Here is a 20,852-nt window from a genome sequence, read left to right as displayed (position 1 = left end):
GAGGAGTATGGCCTCCACACTCATGACCTATCCCACCATTGAAGACGCCATCGGCAAGACACCGCTGGTGGCACTTCAGCGCATCGGCGCCACCGAGAACCACGGCCGCGGCAATGTGATCCTGGGCAAACTCGAGGGCAATAACCCCGCCGGTTCGGTGAAGGACCGGCCGGCGCTGTCGATGATCAAGCGCGCCGAGGAGCGCGGTGAGATCAAGCCCGGCGATACGCTGATCGAGGCCACCTCGGGCAACACCGGCATCGCCCTGGCCATGGCCGCGGCGATCAAGGGCTACCGCATGGTGCTCATCATGCCGGAGGACTTGTCCATCGAGCGGGCGCAGACCATGAAGGCGTTCGGCGCCGAACTCGTGCTCACGCCCAAGAGCGGCGGCATGGAGTACGCGCGCGACTTGGCCGAAAACATGCAGAAAGAAGGCAAGGGCCGGGTGCTGGACCAGTTTGCCAATGCCGACAACCCGCGCATCCACTACGAGACCACCGGGCCCGAGCTGTGGGACGACACCAAGGGCAAGATCACGCATTTCGTGAGCGCGATGGGAACCACGGGCACCATCACCGGCGTCTCGCGCTATCTGAAAGAGAAGAACCCCGCCATCCGCATCATCGGCGCCCAGCCCAGCGAAGGCTCGCGCATCCCGGGCATCCGCAAATGGCCGCAGGAATACCTGCCCAAGATCTACGATCCCAGCACCGTGGATGAACTGGTGTACGTGAGCCAGGAGGACGCCGAGGAGATGTGCCGGCGGCTGGCGCGCGAGGAAGGGATTTTCGGGGGCATTTCGGCTGCGGGCGCCTGCTGGGTGGCCCAGGAGATCGCCAAGACCGTGGAGAACGCAACGATTGTTTTTGTTGTGTGCGACCGGGGGGATCGGTATTTGTCGACAGGGGTGTTCCCGGCGTGAGCTACAAGTTTTGCCCCCAATGCGCGACGCCGCTGGAGCTGGTCGCCAAGCAGGAAGACGGCGGCGCGAAAGAGCGCCTGCGCTGCCTGGCTTGCGGCTGGACGCACTGGAACAATCCCACGCCGGTGCTGGCGGCGGTGATCCAGTACCAGGACCGTATCCTGCTCGCGCGCAACGCGGCCTGGACGCACAAGATGTATGCGCTGATCACCGGCTTCATGGAGGCCGGCGAAACGCCGCAAGACGGCATAGCGCGCGAGATCAAGGAAGAGACCAACCTCGAGGCGACCGAGCTCAACCTGATCGGCGTGTACGACTTCCAGCGCATGAACCAGGTCATCATCGCCTATCACGCGGTGGCGCACGGCGAGGTGCAACTGTCACCCGAACTGGTGGACTACAAGCTGTACGACTACGACGCCGTGAAGTGCTGGCCCTCGAGTACGGGCTATGCGCTGGCCGATTGGCTGCGCGGCCGCGGACATGAGCCGCAGTTCATCGAGCTGCCGCCAAGGACTTGAAGCATGAACATCGACAAGGAAATCGATACGCGCGGGCTCAATTGCCCGCTGCCGATCCTCAAGGCCAAGAAGGCCCTGACCGACATGCAAAGTGGCCAACTGCTCAAGGTGGTGGCCACCGACGCGGGCTCGGTGCGCGACTTCCAGGCGTTCGCCAAGCAGACTGGCAACGAACTGGTGGAGCAGCAGACCGTGGGCGTGGAATACATCCACGTGCTGCGCAGGCGCTGACGTTCAACGCCGGATCGAGTGGGCCTTGAGGTATTCCTGGAACTCGGGGCCCACCTCGGGGTGCTTGAGCGCGAAGTCCACGGTGGCTTCCAGAAAGCCTTGCTTGCTGCCGCAGTCGTAGCGCTTGCCGTGGTACTGGTAGGCATGAACGCCTTCGGTGGTCATCAGCTGGGCGATGCCGTCGGTCAGCTGGATCTCGCCGCCGGCGCCGCGCGAGTTGTTGCGGATATGGGCGAAGACGCCGGGCGTGAGGATGTAGCGGCCTGCCACACCCATACGCGATGGCGCTGCTTCGGGCGAGGGCTTTTCCACCATCTGGTTGACTTTGATGAGCCGTTCGCCGGCCGGCTCGCCGGCGACGATGCCGTAACGCTTGACGTGATCGGCCGGCACTTCCTGCACGGCCAGCAAAGATGTTTGCACTCGCTTGAATACCTCGACCATCTGTGTCAGCACCGGGTCGCCGTTTTCGGGGCCGCACATCAAGTCGTCGGCCAGCAGCACCGCAAACGGCTCGCAGCCCACCAGCGGCTGGGCGCACAACACCGCGTGCCCCAAACCCAGCGAACGTGGCTGCCGCACATAGGAGCAGTCCATGTCTTCGGGCGAGAGCGAGCGCACCAGCGCCAGCAGTTCGTGCTTGTGGCTGGCCTCCAGCTCGGTTTCCAGCTCGTAGGCGGTGTCGAAATGGTCTTCAATGGCACGCTTATTGCGGCCGGTGACGAAGATCATGTGGCGGATGCCGGCGGCGTAAGCCTCTTCCACCGCATATTGGATCAGTGGCTTGTCCACGATAGGCAGCATTTCCTTGGGCTGCGCCTTGGTAGCAGGAAGGAACCGGGTGCCGAGGCCCGCTACGGGAAAGACCGCCTTGCGAATTTCTGTGATTTTGTTCATGGACTGACAGGGAGATTACCGCTAAAGTTTGCCCACTTTGGGCTGATGAGCCCCCAGTATCAGACTGAACTAGAGCGGCTTTTGTAAGACAAGGACGCATACGCCCGTGGATATCTTACTTCTTGAACGGTTGGTGCCAGAGGCCCTCGCGTGGCTCGAGGCGCGCCATTCCGTCGAGTGCCGCCCCGAGTTGGCGGGCGACCCGATCGCCCTGCGCAAGGCGGTTTACAAAGCGCAGGCGGTGGTGCTTCCGCGCAAGGTCGTGGTCACCCAGGAGTTCCTCGATTTCGCGCCGCTGCTCAAGGCCGTGGCGCGCATGCACGTGGGCACCGACAACACCGACCTGGAAGCCTGCCGCGAACGCAAGGTGCGCGTGATCCAGGCCACCACGGCCAACGTGCGCTCCAATGCCGAATACCTGCTGGCCAGCCTGCTGCTGCTCTATCGCCGCGGCATCGGCTCCTCGCTCATTGGCGATCGCCACGCCGACATCCGCCTGGGCCGCGAACTCAATGGCAGCGTGGTCGGGATCTTCGGCCTGGCGCCCACGGCCCACACCCTGGCGCTCATGCTGCGCGCGCTGGGCGCAAAGCTGGTCGGCTACGACCCGGCCGTCCATCACACCGCCCCCATCTGGAGCCGCCTGCAGGTGCAACCGGTGGGCCTGCAGGAACTGATGTCGTCGTCGGACGCGATCTCCGTGCAGGTGCTGTATGCGTCGCGCTACCAGGGCTTCATCAACGACAAGCTGCTGGCCCATTGCAAGACGGGTCAGCTCTGGGTGGGCATCAGCCGGTCCCTGCTGTTCGACTCGGATGCGCTGGCCCGCGCGCTGACCGACGGGCGCATCGAGGCCTGCATGCTCGATGGGGCGGAAGCGGGCTTCGCCTCCAAGGGCACGCCCCTGCACGAATTGAACAACCTGTTCCTCACGCCCCGGCTGGGTTCGCACACACGCGAGTCGCGGCTGCGGGCCAGCTGGTACGTGGCGCATCGCATCCACGAATCGCTATCCGCCTCGCACGCAAGCGCCCTGGACCGCGCGCCTGCCGTGACGATGGAAGACGCGCCCCAGTTCATCATCCGCTAAGTGTGCGGGGCCTTGCCCCGCAAGATGGGTTGTCATGCCGGACTTGGTCCGGCATCCATGTTGGCGCGCCTCGGTGGATCCCGGGTCACGCCCGGGATGACATCCTAGAGCCGCTTCAGCTGCTCCTGGATCTTGGCCAGCGTGGCCGTGAAGTCGGCGATGCGCTTGCGCTCCTGCTCGATCACCGCGGGAGGGGCCTTGGCCACGAAGGCCTGGTTGGAAAGTTTCCCGTTGGCCTTGCCCAGCTCGCCTTCCAGCCGCGCGGCTTCCTTGCCCAGGCGCACCTTCTCGGCGGCCACGTCGATTTCCATGAACAGGCACAGGTGCGCGTCGCCGACCATGGCCACCGGCGCGGCTTGCGCGGCCTTCGCCCAGGCCGCGTCGTCGTCGAACACCTTCACTTCGCTCAGCTTGGCCAGTGCCTGCAGCACGGGCGCGGCCTGGCGCATGAAGGCGGCATCGCCCGCCACATAGGCGGGAAGCTTCGTGCTCGGCGACACGTTCATCTCGCCGCGCAGGTTGCGGCAGGCATCCACCACGGCTTTGAGCTTGGCGACGTAGGCTTCCGCTTCGGGACGGATCGCGGCACTGTTGGCGGCGGGGTAGGGCGCCACGCTGATCGAATCGCCGGTCTTGCCGGCCACCGGGGCCACCTTCTGCCAGAGTTCCTCGGTGATGAACGGGATGACGGGGTGTGCCAGGCGCAGGATGGCTTCGAGCACGCGCATCAGCGTGCGGCGGGTGCCGCGCTGTTGTGCCGCGTCTCCGGTCTGGATCTGCACCTTGGCAATCTCCAGGTACCAGTCGCAGAACTCGTCCCAGACGAACTGGTAGATGGTGGTGGCGACGTTGTCCAGGCGGTACTCGGCGAAGCCCTTGGCCACGTCGGCTTCGGCGCGCTGCAGCGTGGAGATGATCCAGTGGTCGGCCTCGGTGAGAGAGGCGTCCTGTTCGGCCAGGTCTTGGCCTTCGCAGTTCATCAGCACGAAGCGGGTCGCGTTCCAGAGCTTGTTGCAGAAGTTGCGGTAGCCCTCGCAGCGCTTGGCGTCGAAGTTGATGTTGCGGCCCAGCGATGCCAGCGACGCGAAAGTGAAGCGCAGGGCGTCGGCGCCGAACGCCGGGATGCCATCGGGGAATTCCTTCTCGGTGTTCTTGCGGACCGTGGGCGCGGTCTCCGGCTTGCGCAGGCCGGTGGTGCGCTTGTCCAGCAGCGGGCCGAGCGCGATGCCGTCGATCAGGTCCACCGGGTCGAGCACGTTGCCCTCGGACTTGCTCATCTTCTTGCCGTGCGAGTCGCGCACCAGGCCATGGATGTACACATGGCGGAACGGCACCTGGCCGGTGAAGTGCGTCGTCATCATGATCATCCGGGCCACCCAGAAGAAGATGATGTCGTAGCCCGTGACCAGCACCGAAGAGGGCAGGTACAGGTCCATGTCCTTGGTCTGCGCGGGCCAGCCCATCGTGGAGAAGGGGACCAGGGCCGACGAGTACCAGGTGTCCAGCACATCGGGGTCGCGCGTCAGCGTCTTGCCCGGCGCCTGGGCCTGCGCTGCCGCCTCGTTCGCAGCCACATAGACCTTGCCGTCCTCGTCGTACCAGGCGGGGATCTGGTGGCCCCACCAGAGCTGGCGCGAAATGCACCAGTCCTGGATGTTGTTCATCCACTGGTTGTAGGTGTTGACCCAGTTCTCGGGCACGAAGCTCACCGCGCCCGTTTCCACCGCATCGATGGCCTTCTGCGCGATCGACTTGCCCGTGGGGTCCTTGTCGCTGACCTTGCTCATGGCCACGAACCACTGGTCGGTGAGCATGGGCTCCACCACCTGGCCGGTGCGGCCGCAGCGCGGCACCATCAGCTTGTGCTTGCGGGTTTCCCTGAGCAAGCCTTGGGCTTCCAGGTCGGCCACCACCTGCTTGCGGGCCACGAAGCGGTCCAGGCCGCGGTATTTCTCGGGCGCGTTCTCGTTGATCTTGGCATCGAGCGTGAGCACGCCGATCATAGGCAGGCCGTGGCGCTGGCCCACGGCATAGTCGTTGGGATCGTGGGCGGGCGTGACCTTCACCACGCCGGTACCGAATTCCTTGTCCACATAGTCGTCGGCGATGATCGGGATGTCGCGGTCGCACAGCGGCAGGTGCACCTTCCGGCCAATGAGGTGTTTGTAACGCTCGTCTTCCGGGTGGACCATCACGGCCACGTCGCCCAGCATGGTTTCCGGACGGGTGGTCGCGACGGTGAGTGCGCCGCTGCCATCGGCCAGCGGGTAGTCGATGTGCCAGAGGAAGCCGTCCTCTTCTTCGCTTTCGACTTCCAGGTCGCTCACGGCGGTCTTGAGTTCCGGGTCCCAGTTGACCAGGCGCTTGCCGCGATAGATCAGGCCCTGCTCATAAAGCTGAACGAAGGTCTGCGTGACGACCCGCGAAAGGTCCTCGTCCATGGTGAAGTATTCGTGCGACCAGTCCACGCTGTCGCCCATGCGGCGCATCTGTGTGGTGATGGTGTCGCCGGATTTCTCTTTCCACTCCCAGACCTTGGTGACGAAATTCTTGCGCCCCAGGTCATGGCGCGACAAACCCTGCTCCTGCAGCTGGCGCTCCACCACGATCTGCGTGGCGATGCCCGCATGGTCGGTGCCGGGCACCCACAGCGTGTTGAAGCCGCGCATACGGTGGTAGCGCGTCAGGCTGTCCATGATGGTCTGGTTGAACGCGTGGCCCATGTGCAGCGTGCCCGTTACATTGGGCGGCGGCAGCTGGATGGAAAAGGCGGGTTCGCCTTGCTTGGGCTCGCCCGTGCCGCGATAGCCGGCACGCGCGTAGCCGCGTTCTTCCCACTGGGGTCCCCACTTCGCCTCGATGGCGGCGGGTTCGAAAGATTTTGAAAGGCTGTCGAGGCCTGGTTGCTGCCGTGTGTCGCTCATGCCCAATTTTACTTGGGGCTTTCCCGTGCGGCCTCCACGCACTCCTTGAGCACCTTGGCATCGCCCACCTGATTGGCCAGCAGCAGGATCAGCCGGGCGTTGAGAAGCTGCGATTGCTCCTGCGTCAGGCCGGCGTGCGCGTCGAGCAGCAGCTCGTAAAAACCGTCGGCATCCTGGAAGTTCAGTGCTGTCTTCATGCCGCCTCCTGCTCCTGCCCGGTTTCGGTTGCACCCAAGGCCTTGCCCACGGCGTGAACCAGTCCGGCGTCCACGGTTTCGCCCGTGGCGGCCACGTAGCTGTCGGGGCGGATCAGCGCCCAGGCATGGCCGAACACATGGCAGGCGCCTTGCAGATGGGCCTTGGGGTCGCGCACGTATTCCACGGCGGCGGCCGCCTCGTCCGGGCCCAGCACCTGGACGCAGCGCAGCGGCGCGCTTTCGGCCAGGGCCTGCAGCCGTTGCAGGCTGCCGCCGTTGGTGTCGCCGCCGAATAGCAACAGGAGCAAGCGGCCGTCGGCCCACTGCAGCAGGTCGTTCACGGTGCCCTTGGAGCCGTCGGGCCACTCGAATGACACGTTCTGCACCGGCTGGCCGCCCGTCGCCTCGCAGGCGCTGGAGCGGGTGTAGGGGTTGGCGATGGCCATGCGGCCCGTGTTGACCAGCTGGCGCGCGAACACATACTGCCGCGCCAGACCCAGGGCGGCGTCGCGGAAGACCTTCTCCACGCCCTCGGCGGGTCGCAGGAACCGGGCCGTGCGATTGGTCACCAGCACGTTCTGGCTGGCGGCCTCATGCCGCTCTTCGTGGTAGCTGTCCAGCAGCGCCGGCGCGGCGCGGCCCTTCATCACGGCGGCCAGTTTCCAGGCCAGGTTGTCCGCATCCGCGATGCCGGTGTTGCCGCCACGGGCGCCGAAGGGGCTGACCACCTTGGCGGCGTCGCCCATGAAGAACACCCGGCCATGGCGCAAGTGGTCCACGCACTCGCTGCGATAGGCGTAGGGGCCGACCCAGACGAGTTCCATGCCCTCGCAATCGCCGAAGTGCCTGGCGAGACGCTCGCGGACCACATCCTCGCGGCTCACCGTCTCCGGGTCCGCGTCGGGCGCCATCTGGTAGTCGATGCGCCAGACTTCGTCCCCCATCGGGTGCTGCCAAACGGCACGGTTCTCGTTGAAGGGCGCCTCGATCCAGGTGTGGCGCTCGGTCGCGTGCGGCGCCTGCTTGCCGAAGCGCACGTCGGCGATGCACCAGCGGTCGTCTCCCTTCTTCGCCGTGACCGAGGCGCCGACCCACTTGCGGAAGGGCGTGTGCGATCCGGTGGCGTCGATCACGTGGTCGGCGCGCATGCGGTAGTCGCCGGCGGGCGTGGTCACCGTCAGCGTCGCGCATTCGTTGTTCTGCTCGAAGGCGGTCACGCGGTTGTTCCAGCGCAGCTGCACATGGCCGAGTTCCTGGATGCGTTCGACCAGGTAGCCCTCTATATAGAACTGCTGGATGTTGATGAACGGGGGCTGGCTGGAGAGGTTGTAGGCGCTCTGCTGGCGCAGGTCGAACGAATACACCTCATCCTTGCCGGCGAAGGTGCGGCCCACGCTCCACTGGATGCCTTTGGCGGCAATGCGCTCGTAGAGCCCCAAACGCTGGAAGATTTCCAGCGACTTCTGGGTGTAGCAGATGCCGCGCGACGAGGCGCCCTTGACGCCCACCGTGTTGTCCTCGTCCAGCAGCACGGCCTCCACACCGTAGCGCGCCAGCGAACAGGCGAGCGTCAGGCCGGCCAACCCGCCGCCAACGATGACGATGGGGTGATGGCTGACTTCGCCCGAGGCGATCTCCGGCGGTTCGACGAACGGGTACTCGGGCAGTACGTAGCCGCTGCCCTGGGTGAATTCGCTGGCTCCCAAGTGTTGTCTCCTATTTGTTGTCATCCCGGACTTGATCCGGGATCCATCTTCGCGCGCCCAGGTGGATGCCGGATCGAGTCCGGCATGACAGCCTATCTTTTCCCCGCTACTTCCGGGCGGTCATTTTTTTGCGGTTTGAGCGGCTCGGCCGCTTTTCCGGCAGCGCGGTCTTTGCGCCACTGCTCCTTGCGGGCCGTCCATTCGCCCAGTCGCGCATGAGCTGTCTTGCTTTCCTCCAGCATCTGGAACTCATCGGCGAGCTGGGCCGTGAGCTCCAGCCGCACGCCGTTGGGGTCGAAGAAATAGATGCTATGGAAGATGTGGTGGTCGGTAATGCCGAGCACTTCCACCCCATGGGCTTCCAGCCGGGCCTTCATGTCCAGCAGCGCCTGCTGGGAAGCCACGCGGAAGGAGATGTGGTTGACCCACAGCGGCGTGTTGGGCGAAGGCTGGGCTGCCTCGTCGTTGCCGAGGTCGAAGAAGGCGATGAACGAGCCATCCTGCAGGCGGAAAAAGAAGTGCGTGTACGGGCAGTATTCGCCCGTGCTGGGAACAAAGTCGCTCTGGATGATGTGGTAGAGCGGCAGGCCCAGGATGTCTTCGTAGAAATGCCGCGTTTCCTCCGCATCCTTGGCCCGATAGGCGAAGTGGTGCAGCTGATGGATGGGCGGCGGTGCCGGGAGGGCGGCGTCTTTCAGAACGGCGGCCATGAACTCTCCTTGGATTTACTAATGCGTAATGCATTTACTATAACGTAATCGTATCGGCAGCCAATTGCGCTGGCAAGTCGGATTCGCGTAGACTATCGGGTGAAGCTACCGATAGTCATACTCAATAGACCTCATTGAGCCGGCCAATTGGACGGCCCGGCCAAGGAGGGCTAGTCTGATTGTGTCTTTGAGCTTCGTGTTCAAGGCGATCGATCGTTTCATCAACCCATTAGGAGATTTCCCATGGCAGCACTCAAAGGCTCCAAGACGGAAGAGAACCTGAAAGCCGCGTTCGCCGGCGAGTCCCAGGCCAACCGCCGCTACCTGTACTTCGCAAGCAAGGCCGACGTGGAAGGCCAGAACGACGTGGCGGCGCTGTTCCGCTCCACGGCCGAAGGCGAAACGGGCCACGCCCACGGCCACCTGGAATGGCTTGAACAGTGCGGCGATCCGGCCACCGGCATGCCGTTCGGTGCGACCCGCGACAACCTCAAGTCCGCCGTCGCCGGCGAAACCCACGAGTACACCGACATGTACCCGGGCATGGCCAAGACGGCGCGCGAGGAAGGCCATGACGAAGTGGCCGACTGGTTCGAGACCCTGGCCAAGGCCGAGCGTTCGCACGCGAACCGCTACACCAAGGCGTTGAACGAACTGGTGGATTGATCCCATGACAGCACCCCGTGAAGGCAACCTGGAAGCGCCGACTCGGCATCCGATCGACTGGAAGAACCCCCAGTTCTACGACGAGGAAGCCGCCTTCACGGAGCTGGAGCGGATCTTCGATATCTGCCACGGCTGCCGCCGCTGCGTCAGCCTGTGCGCCTCCTTCCCCACGCTGTTCGACCTGATTGACGAAGGCAAGACCGGCGAGGTCGATGGCGTGGACAAGAAGGACTACTGGAATGTGGTCGACCAGTGCTACCTGTGCGACCTGTGCTTCATGACCAAGTGCCCCTACGTTCCGCCGCACGAGTGGAACGTGGACTACCCGCACACCATGCTGCGCGCCAAGGCCATCAAGTTCAAGAAGGGCGAGGTCGGCTTCGGCGAGAAATTCCTGTCCTCCACCGATGTGCACGGCCAGTTCGCCGGCATTCCGATCGTGGTGCAGATCGCCAACGCCGTGAACCAGACCAAGCCGGCGCGCGCCGCCATGGAGAACGTGTTGAACGTGGACCGCAACGCCTGGCTGCCGGCCCTGGCCACGCGCAAGTTCCGGTCGGCCGCGCCCCAGTCTGAGGACTTCACTATCAAGGACGGCCTGAAGACGCCGGGCAAGGTCGCGATCTTCTCCACCTGCTTCGTCAACTACAACGAGCCGGGCATCGGCCTGGACCTGCTCAAGGTGCTGGCCCACAACGAGGTGCCGTACGTCCTGGTGAGCAAGGAGAAATGCTGCGGCATGCCCAAGCTGGAGCTGGGCGACCTGGACTCGGTGAATAGAGCCAAGGAAGCCAACATCCCGGTGCTGGTCGACTATGCGAAGCGCGGGTACGCCATCCTGTCGGCCGTGCCCAGCTGTACCCTGATGTTCAAGCAGGAACTGCCGCTGATGTACCCCGACGATCCGGACGTCCAGGCTGTCAAGGAAGCCATGTGGGACCCGTTCGAGTACCTGATGGCCCGCAAGCGCGATGGCCTGTTGAAGACCGATTTCAGCCAGCCGCTGGGCAAGGTCAGCTACCACGTGCCCTGCCACTCGCGCGTGCAGAACATCGGCAAGAAGACCGAGGAGATGCTCAAGATGGTGCCCGGCACCTTCGTGCAGACCAATGAGCGCTGCTCGGGCCACGCCGGTACCTACGGCGTGAAAAAGCGCACGCACGAAATCGCCATGAAGATCGGCAAGCCGCTGTTCAAGCGGATGGCCGAGCACCCCGAAGGCGGCCAGCCCGACTACATCAGCTCCGACTGCCCGCTGGGCGGCCACCACATCAACCAGGGGTTTGATCGAAATTCGCTGGGTACGCCCAAGCTGGAGCATCCGCTGTCGCTGGTGCGTATCGCCTACGGCTTGAAATAGCCTGTCATTGCGGGCTCGACCCGCAATCCAGGAGAACAATATGCAACTCACCGGAAAAATCACCCGCGACAGCCTGATGACGCTGGAGGCGTACAGCAAGTACCGCAAGGCGCACAAGGCCGACGTCATCGCGCATCGCAAGCTGCGCAGCGTTCCGCTGGGCGAGCACATGACGCTGCAGTTCGAGAGCGAGACCAGCATCCGCTACCAGATCCAGGAAATGCTGCGCGTCGAGAAGATCTTCGAGGAAGAGGGGATCGACCAGGAGATCGAGGCCTATGCCCCATTGATGCCCGATGGCAGCAACTGGAAGGCCACGATGATGATCGAGTACCCCGACGAGAACGAGCGCAAGCGCGAGCTGGCACGGCTGATCGGCGTGGAGGACCAGATGTTCGTCGAGGTGGAAGGCCACGAGCGCGTCTATGCCATCGCCGACGAGGACATGGACCGCGAGAACGACGAGAAAACCTCGGCGGTGCACTTCGTGCGCTTCGAGTTCACGCCGGCGATGGTGTCGGCGATCAAGGCCGGCGCCGGCGTCAAGCTGGGCTGCGACCACCGCAACTACCCGGCCCACACCACCATCGCGCCCGAATCCCTGGCTTCGCTGGCGGGCGACCTTAAGTAGTGTCATTGCGGACTTGATCCGCAATCCATTACCCCGGCGGGAACAGGTCTACCCGGTCGGTGATGATGCCGTCGGTGCCGAGCGCGATCAGCCGCTGGGCGGCCCATTCGTCGTTGACCGTGTAGCTCAGGCATTTGAAGCCCGCGCTCTTGGCCTGCGTCACCGAGCTCAAATCCCACAGCGCCTGGTTGCAGACGACTGCCACGCAGCCCAGCGACAGGGCCGTTTCGAGCCAGCCTTTCCACAGCGTATCGAGCAGCAAGCCGCGCGGCAGATGCGCCGCGGCGTTTTGCGCGCCCTCCAGCGCTTCGGGCCGGAACGAAGTCAGCAGCGGCGGCACCTCGGCGCCGGCCCACAGGCGCGCGGCTTCGCGAGCCACGACTTCGCCCGTGTGCTGCTCCAGCCCGGGCGTTGGCTTCATCTCGATGTTCAGCAGATAGCCGTTGCGAAGGCAGAAGCGCGCCACGTTGTCGAGCGTCAGCAGCGGCTCACCTGCGTAGGTGCGCGAATGCCAGCTGCCGGCATCGAGCTGCGACAGCGCGCTCCAGGGCAGGTCGCCGGCGGTGCCGGCTCCGTTCGTGGTGCGTGCCAGCGTGCTGTCGTGCAACAGGAAGGGAACGCCGTCGGCCGACAGCTTCACGTCGCACTCGAACATGCGGTAGCCGTGCTGCGCGCCCAGTCGGAACGCGGCCAGCGTGTTCTCAGGCGCCAGCTCGCCCGCGCCGCGATGCGCAATCCAGCGCGGGTACGGCCAGGGTTCCATTACAGACGCTTGCCCGTTTCGGCGTTGAACCAATGGACGCGGTCCTCGCGCACCGCCACGTGGATGATCGAATCGGGCGCGGGCACGGCCTGGTTTTCCTCGCTGCGTACGATGATCTGCTCGTCACCCAGCCGGCCGTAGATCAGCCGCTCGGCGCCCAGCAACTCGGTGGTCTCCACTCGCAGCGGCCAGCCGGTGCTGCCGATGTCGAGGTGCTCCGGCCGGATGCCCATGATGGTTCCGGCGCGGCTGCCCGGGGCGTTCTTCAGCAGGTTCATCGGCGGCGAACCGATGAAGCTCGCCACGAAGGTGGAAGCGGGCCGGTGGTACACCTCTTCAGGCGTGCCGAACTGCTCCATGACGCCGGCGTTCATGACAATCATGCGCTGCGCCAATGTCATCGCCTCGACCTGGTCGTGGGTGACGAACAGCGAGGTGATGCCCAGTTCGCGGTGCAGCTTCTGAATCTCCAGCCGGGTCTGGGCGCGCAACTTGGCGTCCAAGTTGGACAGCGGCTCGTCGAACAGGAACACCTGGGGCTGGCGGACGATGGCCCGGCCCATGGCCACGCGCTGTCGCTGGCCGCCGGAGAGCTGGCGGGGCTTGCGATCCAGCAGGTGCGACAGCTCGAGGATGCCGGCGGCCTTGTCGACGCGCTGCTTGATCTCGGCGATGGGCATCTTCTTGATCTTGAGGCCGTACGCCATGTTGTCGAACACGCTCATGTGCGGGTACAGCGCATAGTTCTGGAACACCATGGCGATGTCGCGCTCGGCGGGTTCGAGGTTGTTGACCACCCGGTCGCCGATCCAGATCTCGCCGCCGGAGATTTCTTCCAGCCCGGCCACCATGCGCAGCAGCGTGGACTTGCCGCAGCCGGAAGGCCCGACGATAACGATGAATTCGCGATCGGCCACTTCGGCGTCGACGCCGTGGATGACCTGCAGCTCGTGCTTGCCCTTGCCGTAGCGCTTGATGATGTTTCTAAGAGAGATTGCAGCCATTATTTTTCCGTATCCACCAGGCCCTTGACGAACCACTTCTGCATCAGGATCACGACGACGGCCGGCGGCAGCATCGCCAGGATGGCGGTGGCCATCACGACGTTCCACTCGATGTAGACCTCGCCGAAGATCAGCCGCTTGATGCCCATCACGATCGGGTACATCTTCTCGTCGGTGGTCACCAGCAGCGGCCACAGGTACTGGTTCCAGCCGTAGATGAACTGGATGACGAACAGGGCGGCCATCGAGGTCTTCGACAGCGGCAGCAGCACGTCCTTGAAGAAGCGCATCGGCCCGGCGCCGTCCATCCGGGCGGCTTCCACCAGTTCGTCCGGCACCGTCATGAAGAACTGCCGGAACAGGAAGGTGGCGGTGGCCGAAGCGATCAGGGGCACCGTCAGGCCCGCCATCGAGTTGAGCATGCGCAGGTCCGAGACCACCTCGTAGGTGGGCCCGATGCGCACCTCCACCGGCAGCATCAGCGTGACGAACACCATCCAGAACACGAGGTTCTTGGCGGGGAAGCGGAAGTAGACGATCGCGAAGGCCGACAGGATCGAGATCGCGATCTTGCCGATGGCGATGATCAGCGCGCTGGCCAGGCTGATGCCCATCATGGGCAGCGCCGGCGACACACTGGCGCCCGCTTCCGTCTTGCCGCCGAACAGCGCGAAGCGGTAGCTCTCGACGATGTTGCTGCCGGGAAGCAGCGAGATCGGGTTGCTCGTCATGATCTGCTCCGCCGTCTGCGTCGAGCCGATGAAGGTGACGTAGATCGGGAAGAAGACCACGATCACCCCGAGGATCAGGATCAGGTGCGAGAGGAAATCGAGGATCGGATTGCGCTGGATCATGCTAGTAGTGCACCTTCTTCTCGACGAACTTGAACTGGATCACCGTCAGCGCGACCACGATGACCATCAGCACCACCGACTGCGCGGCCGAGCCGTTGATGTCCATCGCCTTGAAGCCGTCGTAGTAGACCTTGTAGACCAGGATCGAGGTGTCCTTGCCCGGGCCGCCGTTGGTGGCGGCGTCGACGATGGCGAAGGTCTCGAAGAAGGCGTAGACGACGTTGATCACCAGCAGGAAGAAGGTGGTGGGCGACAGCAGCGGCCAGACGATGGTCCAGAAGCGCCTCCAGGGCGAGGCGCCGTCGATGGTGGCGGCCTCGATCAGCGAGTGTGGGATCGACTGCAGGCCGGCCAGGAAGAACAGGAAGTTGTACGAGATGTGCTTCCAGATGGCCGCCATGACGATCAGCGCCATCGCGTGGTCGCCGTTGAGCACGTGGTTCCACTCGAAGCCCATTTCGATCAGGGCGTAGCGGATCACGCCGTAGGGCGAGGCGAACATCATCAGCCACAGCACGCCGGCGACCACCGGGGCCACGGCGTAGGGCCAGATCAGGAGCGTCTTGTAGATGCCCGCGGCCCGGACCACGCGGTTGGCCATCACGGCCAGCAGCAGGGAGACGGCCAGGCCGCCCACGGCCACCAGCACCGAGAAGATGGCGGTGATCCGGAACGAGGCGAGATAGCCCGGGTCGGCGAACAGCCGCTCGAAGTTGTCGAGGCCGACGAATTCGCGGGTGGCGCCGAAGGCGTCTTCCTGCAGCACGCTCTGGTACAGCGCCTGGCCGGCCGGCCAGAAAAAGAACACCAGGATGATCGCCATCTGCGGCGCGATCAACACCCAGGGCAGCCACGACGATTTGAAAAGGACCCGTTTTTCCATGGTTCTTATTGTCAGGTCAGAATAAAGCGCGCCCGCAGGCGCGCACCGCCTCAGGCCTTGTTGGCTTTCTGGAAGCGCTCCAGCTGCTCGTTGCCGCGCTTCACGGCGTTGTCCAGGGCTTCCTTCGGCTGCTTCGTGCCCTGCCACACGCCTTCGAGTTCCTCGTCGATGATGGTGCGGATCTGGACGAAGTTGCCCAGGCGCACGCCGCGCGACTTGTCGGTGGTCTTGCGGACCATCTGGTTCACCGAGACGTCGTAACCCGGGTTCTGCTTGTAGAAGCCGGACTTCTCGGTCAGGTCGAACGAGGCCTTGGTGACCGGCAGGTAGCCGGTGCGCTGATGGCTGGCCGCCGCCACTTCGGGCTTGGACAGGTAGTTGAGGAAGGCGGCCACGGCCTTGTATTCCTCGGGCTTCTTGCCCGCCATCACCCAGATGCTGGCGCCGCCGATCACGGTGTTCTGCGGGGCGCCCTGGACGTCGGGGTAGTAGGGCAGGGTGCCGATGCCATAGGCGAACTTGCTGTTGCGCTTCACGCCGCCGGCCAGCGCCGATGAACCGGTCGCCATGGCGCACTCGCCCGAGACGAAGGTGGCGTCGGCCTTGTTCTCGCGGCCCTTGTAGACGAACAGGCCGCTCTTGGCCATGTTGGCCAGGTTCTCGATGTGGCGCACGTGCAGCGGGCTGTTGAACGCCAGGCGCGTGTCGAGGCCGCCGAAGCCGTTGTTCTTGCTCGCGTACAGCACGTTGTGCCAGGCCGAGAAGCTTTCCAGCTGGGTCCAGCTGATCCAGCTGGTGGTGAACGGGCACTTGTGGCCGGAGGCCTTCAGCTTGGCGGCCGCCAGGGCGACTTCGGGCCAGGTGGTCGGCGGCTTCTCGGGGTCGAGGCCGGCGGCCTTGAAGGCGTCCTTGTTGTAGTGGAAGACCGGCGTGGAGCTGTTGAAGGGATAGCTCAGCATCTGGCCGTTGGGGGCGGTGTAGTAACCCGAGACCGCCGGCACGTAGATGCTGGGGTCGAACTTCAGGCCGGCGTCGGTCATCACCTTGGCGACCGGGACGACGGCGCCCTTGGCGGCCATCATGGTGGCCGTGCCCACCTCGAACACCTGGATCATGTGCGGCGCGTTGCCGCCGCGATAGGCGGCGATGCCGGCGGTCATCGACTCGGCGTAGCTGCCCTTGAAGGTCGGCGTGACCTTGTAGTCCTTCTGGCTGGCGTTGAAGTCCCTGGCGAGGTCGTTGACCCATTCGCCAAGTGCGCCGCCCATGGAATGCCACCACTGGACTTCGGTCTGGGCCTGGGCCGGCAGGGCAAAGGCGAGTGCGAGGGCCGCGGCGGAAAGTTGCAGTTTCATGAAAACTCCTGGATGAGAGAACCTTTTTGAAGGTTACGGACTATTTGTGACAGGCGATTTAACCGACCGCCCGGTTGGCTCACAAGCGGGGTTTCCATAAGGAAGGGCGGGGTTGCTGCACTGCGGTAACATCTCTCTTCAGCCGTGTTGCATTCGTTTGGCTGACATTTTCTGGCCTAGATGAACGCACCCAATACGATCACCCAACTCGTCGCCGCCGTCGATGGCGACGCACCGCGCCTGCGCGAGATCCCGTACAACTACACCTCGTTCTCCGATCGCGAGATCGCTATACGGTTGTTGGGTGCGCATGCTTGGGACGTCCTGAACAAGCTGCGCGAGGAGCGCCGCACCGGCCGTTCGGCCCGCATGCTGTACGAGGTGCTGGGCGACATCTGGGTGGTGCAGCGCAATCCCTACCTGCAGGATGACCTGCTGGACAACCCGAAGCGCCGCCGCATGCTGGTGGATGCCTTGAATCACCGCCTGGCCGAGGTGGGCAAGCGCCGCACGCCCGACACCGATGCCGAGCGCGACGCCCTGGTGGGCGAGCTGCTGCAAGCCGCGGGGCGCGCGGTCCAGGCTTTCGATGCCAGTTTCAAGGAGATGGCCGACCTGCGGCGCAAGACCCAGCGTGCCTTGCGCCGCCTCACCGCCAAGGACAACATCAAGTTCGACGGGCTGTCGCGTGTCTCGCACGTGACAGACGCTACGGACTGGCGCGTCGAATACCCGTTCGTCGTGCTCACGCCCGACACCGAGGCCGAGATGGCCGGCCTGGTCAAGGGCTGCATCGATCTGGGCCTGACCATCATTCCGCGTGGGGGCGGAACCGGCTACACCGGGGGCGCCGTACCGCTGACCTGGAAGAGCGCGGTGATCAACACCGAGAAGCTCGAAGCCATGACCGAGGTCGAATTCGTCTCGGTCCCGGGCCATGCCCAGCCCCTGCCGACCATCTGGACCGAGGCCGGCGTGGTGACCCAGCGCGTCGCCGACGCGGCCGAGCGCGCGGGATTCGTCTTCGCGGTGGACCCGACGTCGGCCGAGGCCTCCTGCATCGGCGGCAACATCGCCATGAATGCCGGCGGCAAGAAGGCCGTGCTCTGGGGCACGGCGCTGGACAACCTGGTTTCCTGGCGCATGGTGACGCCCGAGGCGCAGTGGCTGGAAGTCACGCGCATGGACCACAACCTGGGCAAGATCCACGACGCCGAGATGGCGAGCTTCGAGCTGAAGTATTTCGAAGCCGACGGCAAGACGCCGATCCGCACCCAGAGCCTGGTCATCCCCGGCCACACCTTCCGCAAGGAGGGCCTGGGCAAGGACGTGACCGACAAGTTCCTCTCCGGACTGCCCGGCATCCAGAAGGAAGGCTGCGACGGCCTCATCACCAGCGGCCGCTGGGTGGTGCACCGCATGCCGGAGCACACCCGCACCGTTTGCCTGGAGTTCTTCGGCAACGCGCGGGACGCCGTGCCCAGCATCGTGGAGATCAAGGACTTCATGTTCGCCGAACAGAAGCGCTCCGGCGTGCTGCTCGCGGGCCTGGAGCACCTGGACGACCGTTACTTGAAGGCGGTGGGTTATTCCACCAAGTCCAAGCGGGCCGGGCTGCCCAAGATGGTGTTGGTGGGCGACATCTCCGGCGACGACGCCGACGACGTGGCGCGTGTCACCTCGGAAGTCGTGCGCATCGCCAACTCGCGCAGTGGCGAAGGCTTCATCGCCATCAGCCCCGAGGCGCGCAAGAAATTCTGGCTGGACCGCAAGCGCACGGCCGCCATCAGCAAGCACACCAACGCCTTCAAGATCAACGAAGACGTGGTGATCCCGCTGCCGCGCATGGCCGAGTACACCGACGGCATCGAGCGCATCAACATCGAGCTGTCGCTGGCCAACAAGATCAAGCTGGCCCGCGAGCTGGAAACCTTCTTCAGCCGCGGCAACCTGCCGCTGGGCAAGCAGGACGACGCCAGCGAAATCCCGTCCGCCGAATTGCTGGAAGACCGCGTGGCCCAGGCGCTGAGCAAGGTGCGCGAGGTCCGCGAGCTGTGGGAGAGCTGGCTGGATAACGTCGAGATCCTGTTCCCGCGGCTGCAGGACCACGAACTGCGCGCCAGCTGGAAGGCGCAGATCCGCGCGCCGCTGCAGGCCATCTTTGCCGGCCAGCCGTTCGCGCCCATCCTGGACGAGGCCAACGCCATCCACAAGCGCGTGCTCAAGGGCCGCGTCTGGATCGCGCTGCACATGCACGCCGGCGACGGCAACGTGCACACCAATATCCCGGTGAACAGCGACGACTACGAGATGCTGCAGTCGGCGCACGGCGCCGTGAAGCGCATCATGATCCTGGCGCGATCGCTCAACGGCGTGATCTCGGGCGAGCACGGCATCGGCATCACCAAGCTGGAATTTCTCACCGACGAGGAGCTCAAGCCCTTCGCCGACTACAAGCAGCAGGTGGACCCGGAAGGCCGCTTCAACAAGGGCAAGCTGCTGCGCCACGCCCAGGCCGATTCGGCCACCTCGGTGTATGCCGACCTGACCAATGCCTACACGCCCAGCTTCGGGCTGATGGGGCACGAGTCGCTGATCATGCAGCAGTCGGACATCGGCGCCATCGCCGACAGTATCAAGGACTGCCTGCGCTGCGGCAAGTGCAAGCCGGTGTGCGCGACCCACGTTCCGCGCGCCAACCTGCTGTACAGCCCGCGCAACAAGATCCTGGCCACCTCGCTGCTGGTCGAGGCCTTCCTGTACGAGGAGCAGACGCGCCGCGGCGTGTCGATCAAGCACTGGGAAGAGTTCGAGGACGTGGCCGACCACTGCACCGTGTGCCACAAGTGCGAATCGCCATGCCCGGTGAAGATCGACTTCGGCGACGTGTCGATGAACATGCGCAACCTGCTGCGCAAGATGGGGCAAAAGAGCTTCCGTCCCGGCAACGCCATGGCGATGCTGATGCTCAATGCGACAAGCCCGGAAGCGATCAACCTGATCCGTGGCGCCGTGGTGGGCATCGGCTACAAGGTGCAGCGCCTGGCCAACGATTTGCTGCGCGGCTTTGCCCGAAAGCAGGTGACGCGCCCGCCGTCCACGCATGGCGGGTCGGCGCCGGTCAAGGAACAGGTCATCCACTTCATCAACAAGAAGCTGCCTGGCGGCCTGCCCAAGAAAACTGCGCGCGCGCTGCTTGACATCGAGGACAAGGACTACGTCCCCATCATCCGCGACCCGAAGACCACCACTTCGGAGACCGAGGCGGTGTTCTACTTCCCCGGCTGCGGCTCGGAGCGCCTGTTCTCGCAGGTGGGCCTGGCCACGCAAGCCATGCTCTGGCACGCCGGCGTGCAAACGGTGCTGCCGCCCGGCTACCTGTGCTGCGGCTACCCGCAGCGCGGCTCCGGCCAGTTCGACAAGGCCGAGAAGATGATCACGGACAACCGTGTGCTGTTCCATCGGGTTGCCAACACGCTGAACTACCTGGACATCAAGACCGTGGTGGTCAGCTGCGGCACCTGCTACGACCAGCTGCAAGGGTACGAGTTCGACCAGATCTTCCCCGGCTCCCGCATCATCGACATCCACGAATACCTGCTCGAAAAAGGCATCAAGCTCGATGCGTCCAACGGGGCGGGCGGCGGGTACATGTTCCATGACCCTTGCCACAGCCCCATGAAGCTGCAGGAGCCGATGAAGACCGTCAAGGCGCTGGTGGGCGACAACGTGCGCAAGTCCGAGCGCTGCTGCGGCGAATCGGGCACCTTGGGTGTCAGCCGTCCCGACATCTCCACCCAGGTGCGCTTCCGCAAGGAAGAAGAACTGCGCAAGGACGAGGCCGCCCTGCGCGCCAGCGGCGCCGTGGGCGAGAAGGAAAACATCAAGATCCTGACCAGCTGCCCCAGCTGCCTGCAAGGCCTCGCGCGCTACGGCAACGACTTGCAGAACGGCCTGCTGGAAGCGGACTACATCGTCGTGGAAATGGCCAACCGGATCCTGGGCGACAACTGGATGCCCGATTACGTGCACGCCGCCAACAGCGGCGGCATCGAGCGCGTACTGGTCTGATGCGCGGGCCCGGGCGCGCCCCGGGTCCGGAAATTGCACAGCTTCGTGAAATCCTCCCGTTGAC

18 protein-coding genes are annotated in these 20,852 nt (G+C 64.5%); 8 read left to right on the top strand and 10 right to left on the bottom strand.

What is annotated here, in order from left to right; all coding sequences use genetic code 11:
• Window positions 1-22 precede the first annotated feature (22 nt).
• Genes cysM through HNE04_RS16175 form a run of 3 tightly spaced genes read left to right on the top strand, consistent with a single transcriptional unit; the run spans window position 23 to window position 1,677 of the window.
• Window positions 23-925, top strand: a complete 903-nt coding sequence (cysM, locus tag HNE04_RS16185) for a cysteine synthase CysM (protein ID WP_172221240.1) — start codon at window positions 23-25, stop codon at window positions 923-925.
• Window positions 922-1,446, top strand: coding sequence for an NUDIX hydrolase (locus HNE04_RS16180; protein ID WP_172221133.1), 525 nt, complete (start codon window positions 922-924; stop codon window positions 1,444-1,446). Before cysM ends, HNE04_RS16180 begins: the two co-directional genes overlap by 4 nt.
• Before the next feature lie 3 nt (window positions 1,447-1,449).
• On the top strand, window positions 1,450-1,677 hold the full coding sequence (locus HNE04_RS16175) for a sulfurtransferase TusA family protein (RefSeq protein WP_172221130.1): 228 nt from the start codon (window positions 1,450-1,452) through the stop codon (window positions 1,675-1,677).
• Between the two features lie 3 nt (window positions 1,678-1,680).
• On the opposite strand, the gene galU is transcribed toward HNE04_RS16175, so the two are convergent.
• Window positions 1,681-2,574 carry a UTP--glucose-1-phosphate uridylyltransferase GalU gene (gene galU, locus HNE04_RS16170; RefSeq protein WP_172221127.1) on the bottom strand — a complete coding sequence of 298 codons (894 nt, stop codon included), beginning with the start codon at window positions 2,572-2,574 and terminating at the stop codon, window positions 1,681-1,683.
• Window positions 2,575-2,680: 106 nt separating this feature from the next.
• On the opposite strand from galU, the gene HNE04_RS16165 reads away from it, so the two are divergent.
• Window positions 2,681-3,664, top strand: coding sequence for an NAD(P)-dependent oxidoreductase (locus tag HNE04_RS16165; RefSeq protein ID WP_172221124.1), 984 nt, complete (start codon window positions 2,681-2,683; stop codon window positions 3,662-3,664).
• Between the two features lie 104 nt (window positions 3,665-3,768).
• Here the strand turns inward: HNE04_RS16165 and HNE04_RS16160 are convergent, their stop codons facing one another.
• The 4 genes from HNE04_RS16160 to HNE04_RS16145 form a co-directional block, all read right to left on the bottom strand.
• On the bottom strand, window positions 3,769-6,588 hold the full coding sequence (locus tag HNE04_RS16160; RefSeq protein WP_172221121.1) for a valine--tRNA ligase: 2,820 nt from the start codon (window positions 6,586-6,588) through the stop codon (window positions 3,769-3,771).
• A gap of 8 nt (window positions 6,589-6,596) precedes the next feature.
• Entirely contained in the window at window positions 6,597-6,785 is a 189-nt protein-coding gene (locus HNE04_RS16155) for a DUF2783 domain-containing protein (protein WP_172221118.1), read from the bottom strand.
• The gene (locus tag HNE04_RS16150; protein ID WP_172221115.1) at window positions 6,782-8,515 is read right to left on the bottom strand and encodes an FAD-dependent monooxygenase; all 1,734 of its coding nucleotides are present in this window, start codon (window positions 8,513-8,515) and stop codon (window positions 6,782-6,784) included. The genes HNE04_RS16155 and HNE04_RS16150 overlap by 4 nt, the downstream gene beginning before the upstream one ends.
• 68 nt (window positions 8,516-8,583) lie before the next feature.
• Window positions 8,584-9,201, bottom strand: a complete 618-nt coding sequence (locus HNE04_RS16145) for a VOC family protein (RefSeq protein ID WP_172221112.1) — start codon at window positions 9,199-9,201, stop codon at window positions 8,584-8,586.
• 243 nt (window positions 9,202-9,444) lie between these two features.
• Between HNE04_RS16145 and HNE04_RS16140 the strand changes: the two genes are divergently transcribed.
• From HNE04_RS16140 to HNE04_RS16130, 3 genes are read left to right on the top strand one after another with little or no spacing between them, the layout of a single operon-like run.
• The gene (locus tag HNE04_RS16140; RefSeq protein WP_172221109.1) at window positions 9,445-9,867 is read left to right on the top strand and encodes a rubrerythrin family protein; all 423 of its coding nucleotides are present in this window, start codon (window positions 9,445-9,447) and stop codon (window positions 9,865-9,867) included.
• A gap of 4 nt (window positions 9,868-9,871) precedes the next feature.
• Window positions 9,872-11,227, top strand: a complete 1,356-nt coding sequence (locus HNE04_RS16135) for a heterodisulfide reductase-related iron-sulfur binding cluster (protein ID WP_172221106.1) — start codon at window positions 9,872-9,874, stop codon at window positions 11,225-11,227.
• A 40-nt stretch (window positions 11,228-11,267) separates the two neighbouring features.
• Window positions 11,268-11,858, top strand: a complete 591-nt coding sequence (locus tag HNE04_RS16130; RefSeq protein WP_172221103.1) for a DUF3501 family protein — start codon at window positions 11,268-11,270, stop codon at window positions 11,856-11,858.
• Window positions 11,859-11,886: 28 nt separating this feature from the next.
• Here HNE04_RS16130 and ugpQ read toward each other — a convergent pair whose 3' ends face one another.
• The 5 genes from ugpQ to ugpB are packed head-to-tail and all read right to left on the bottom strand — an operon-like array spanning window position 11,887 to window position 16,717.
• Complete coding sequence (gene ugpQ, locus HNE04_RS16125; protein WP_172221100.1) at window positions 11,887-12,621, bottom strand: glycerophosphodiester phosphodiesterase; 735 nt, start codon at window positions 12,619-12,621, stop codon at window positions 11,887-11,889.
• Window positions 12,621-13,625 carry a sn-glycerol-3-phosphate import ATP-binding protein UgpC gene (locus tag HNE04_RS16120; protein ID WP_172221097.1) on the bottom strand — a complete coding sequence of 335 codons (1,005 nt, stop codon included), beginning with the start codon at window positions 13,623-13,625 and terminating at the stop codon, window positions 12,621-12,623. The genes ugpQ and HNE04_RS16120 overlap by 1 nt, the downstream gene beginning before the upstream one ends.
• Entirely contained in the window at window positions 13,625-14,479 is an 855-nt protein-coding gene (gene ugpE / locus HNE04_RS16115) for a sn-glycerol-3-phosphate ABC transporter permease UgpE (RefSeq protein ID WP_172221094.1), read from the bottom strand. Before ugpE ends, HNE04_RS16120 begins: the two co-directional genes overlap by 1 nt.
• 1 nt (window position 14,480) lies before the next feature.
• Window positions 14,481-15,362: a sn-glycerol-3-phosphate ABC transporter permease UgpA gene (gene ugpA / locus HNE04_RS16110; protein ID WP_172221092.1), complete on the bottom strand. Its 882-nt coding sequence runs from the start codon at window positions 15,360-15,362 to the stop codon at window positions 14,481-14,483.
• A gap of 50 nt (window positions 15,363-15,412) precedes the next feature.
• Window positions 15,413-16,717, bottom strand: coding sequence for a sn-glycerol-3-phosphate ABC transporter substrate-binding protein UgpB (ugpB, locus tag HNE04_RS16105; RefSeq protein WP_172221089.1), 1,305 nt, complete (start codon window positions 16,715-16,717; stop codon window positions 15,413-15,415).
• Window positions 16,718-16,897: 180 nt separating this feature from the next.
• Here ugpB and HNE04_RS16100 point away from each other — a divergent pair, with 180 nt between their 5' ends.
• Window positions 16,898-20,788, top strand: coding sequence for a DUF3683 domain-containing protein (locus HNE04_RS16100; RefSeq protein WP_172221086.1), 3,891 nt, complete (start codon window positions 16,898-16,900; stop codon window positions 20,786-20,788).
• The last annotated feature ends 64 nt before the right edge of the window (window positions 20,789-20,852 follow it).

This window comes from Caenimonas soli (assembly GCF_013155545.1).
Taxonomy (GTDB): domain Bacteria; phylum Pseudomonadota; class Gammaproteobacteria; order Burkholderiales; family Burkholderiaceae_C; genus Ramlibacter; species Ramlibacter soli.
This window is presented reverse-complemented; position numbering and strand designations above follow the sequence as displayed.

Excerpts from the sequence above, each read along its gene's own strand:
- cysM (WP_172221240.1), top strand. The coding sequence starts at position 23 with ATGACCTATCCCACCATTGAAGACGCCATCGGCAAGACACCGCTGGTG.
- HNE04_RS16175 (WP_172221130.1), top strand. The coding sequence starts at position 1,450 with ATGAACATCGACAAGGAAATCGATACGCGCGGGCTCAATTGCCCGCTG.
- galU (WP_172221127.1), bottom strand. The coding sequence starts at position 2,574 with ATGAACAAAATCACAGAAATTCGCAAGGCGGTCTTTCCCGTAGCGGGC.
- HNE04_RS16160 (WP_172221121.1), bottom strand. The coding sequence starts at position 6,588 with ATGAGCGACACACGGCAGCAACCAGGCCTCGACAGCCTTTCAAAATCT.
- HNE04_RS16155 (WP_172221118.1), bottom strand. The coding sequence starts at position 6,785 with ATGAAGACAGCACTGAACTTCCAGGATGCCGACGGTTTTTACGAGCTG.
- HNE04_RS16150 (WP_172221115.1), bottom strand. The coding sequence starts at position 8,515 with ATGACAACAAATAGGAGACAACACTTGGGAGCCAGCGAATTCACCCAG.
- HNE04_RS16145 (WP_172221112.1), bottom strand. The coding sequence starts at position 9,201 with ATGGCCGCCGTTCTGAAAGACGCCGCCCTCCCGGCACCGCCGCCCATC.
- HNE04_RS16140 (WP_172221109.1), top strand. The coding sequence starts at position 9,445 with ATGGCAGCACTCAAAGGCTCCAAGACGGAAGAGAACCTGAAAGCCGCG.
- HNE04_RS16135 (WP_172221106.1), top strand. The coding sequence starts at position 9,872 with ATGACAGCACCCCGTGAAGGCAACCTGGAAGCGCCGACTCGGCATCCG.
- HNE04_RS16130 (WP_172221103.1), top strand. The coding sequence starts at position 11,268 with ATGCAACTCACCGGAAAAATCACCCGCGACAGCCTGATGACGCTGGAG.
- ugpQ (WP_172221100.1), bottom strand. The coding sequence starts at position 12,621 with ATGGAACCCTGGCCGTACCCGCGCTGGATTGCGCATCGCGGCGCGGGC.
- HNE04_RS16120 (WP_172221097.1), bottom strand. The coding sequence starts at position 13,625 with ATGGCTGCAATCTCTCTTAGAAACATCATCAAGCGCTACGGCAAGGGC.
- ugpE (WP_172221094.1), bottom strand. The coding sequence starts at position 14,479 with ATGATCCAGCGCAATCCGATCCTCGATTTCCTCTCGCACCTGATCCTG.
- ugpA (WP_172221092.1), bottom strand. The coding sequence starts at position 15,362 with ATGGAAAAACGGGTCCTTTTCAAATCGTCGTGGCTGCCCTGGGTGTTG.
- ugpB (WP_172221089.1), bottom strand. The coding sequence starts at position 16,717 with ATGAAACTGCAACTTTCCGCCGCGGCCCTCGCACTCGCCTTTGCCCTG.
- HNE04_RS16100 (WP_172221086.1), top strand. The coding sequence starts at position 16,898 with ATGAACGCACCCAATACGATCACCCAACTCGTCGCCGCCGTCGATGGC.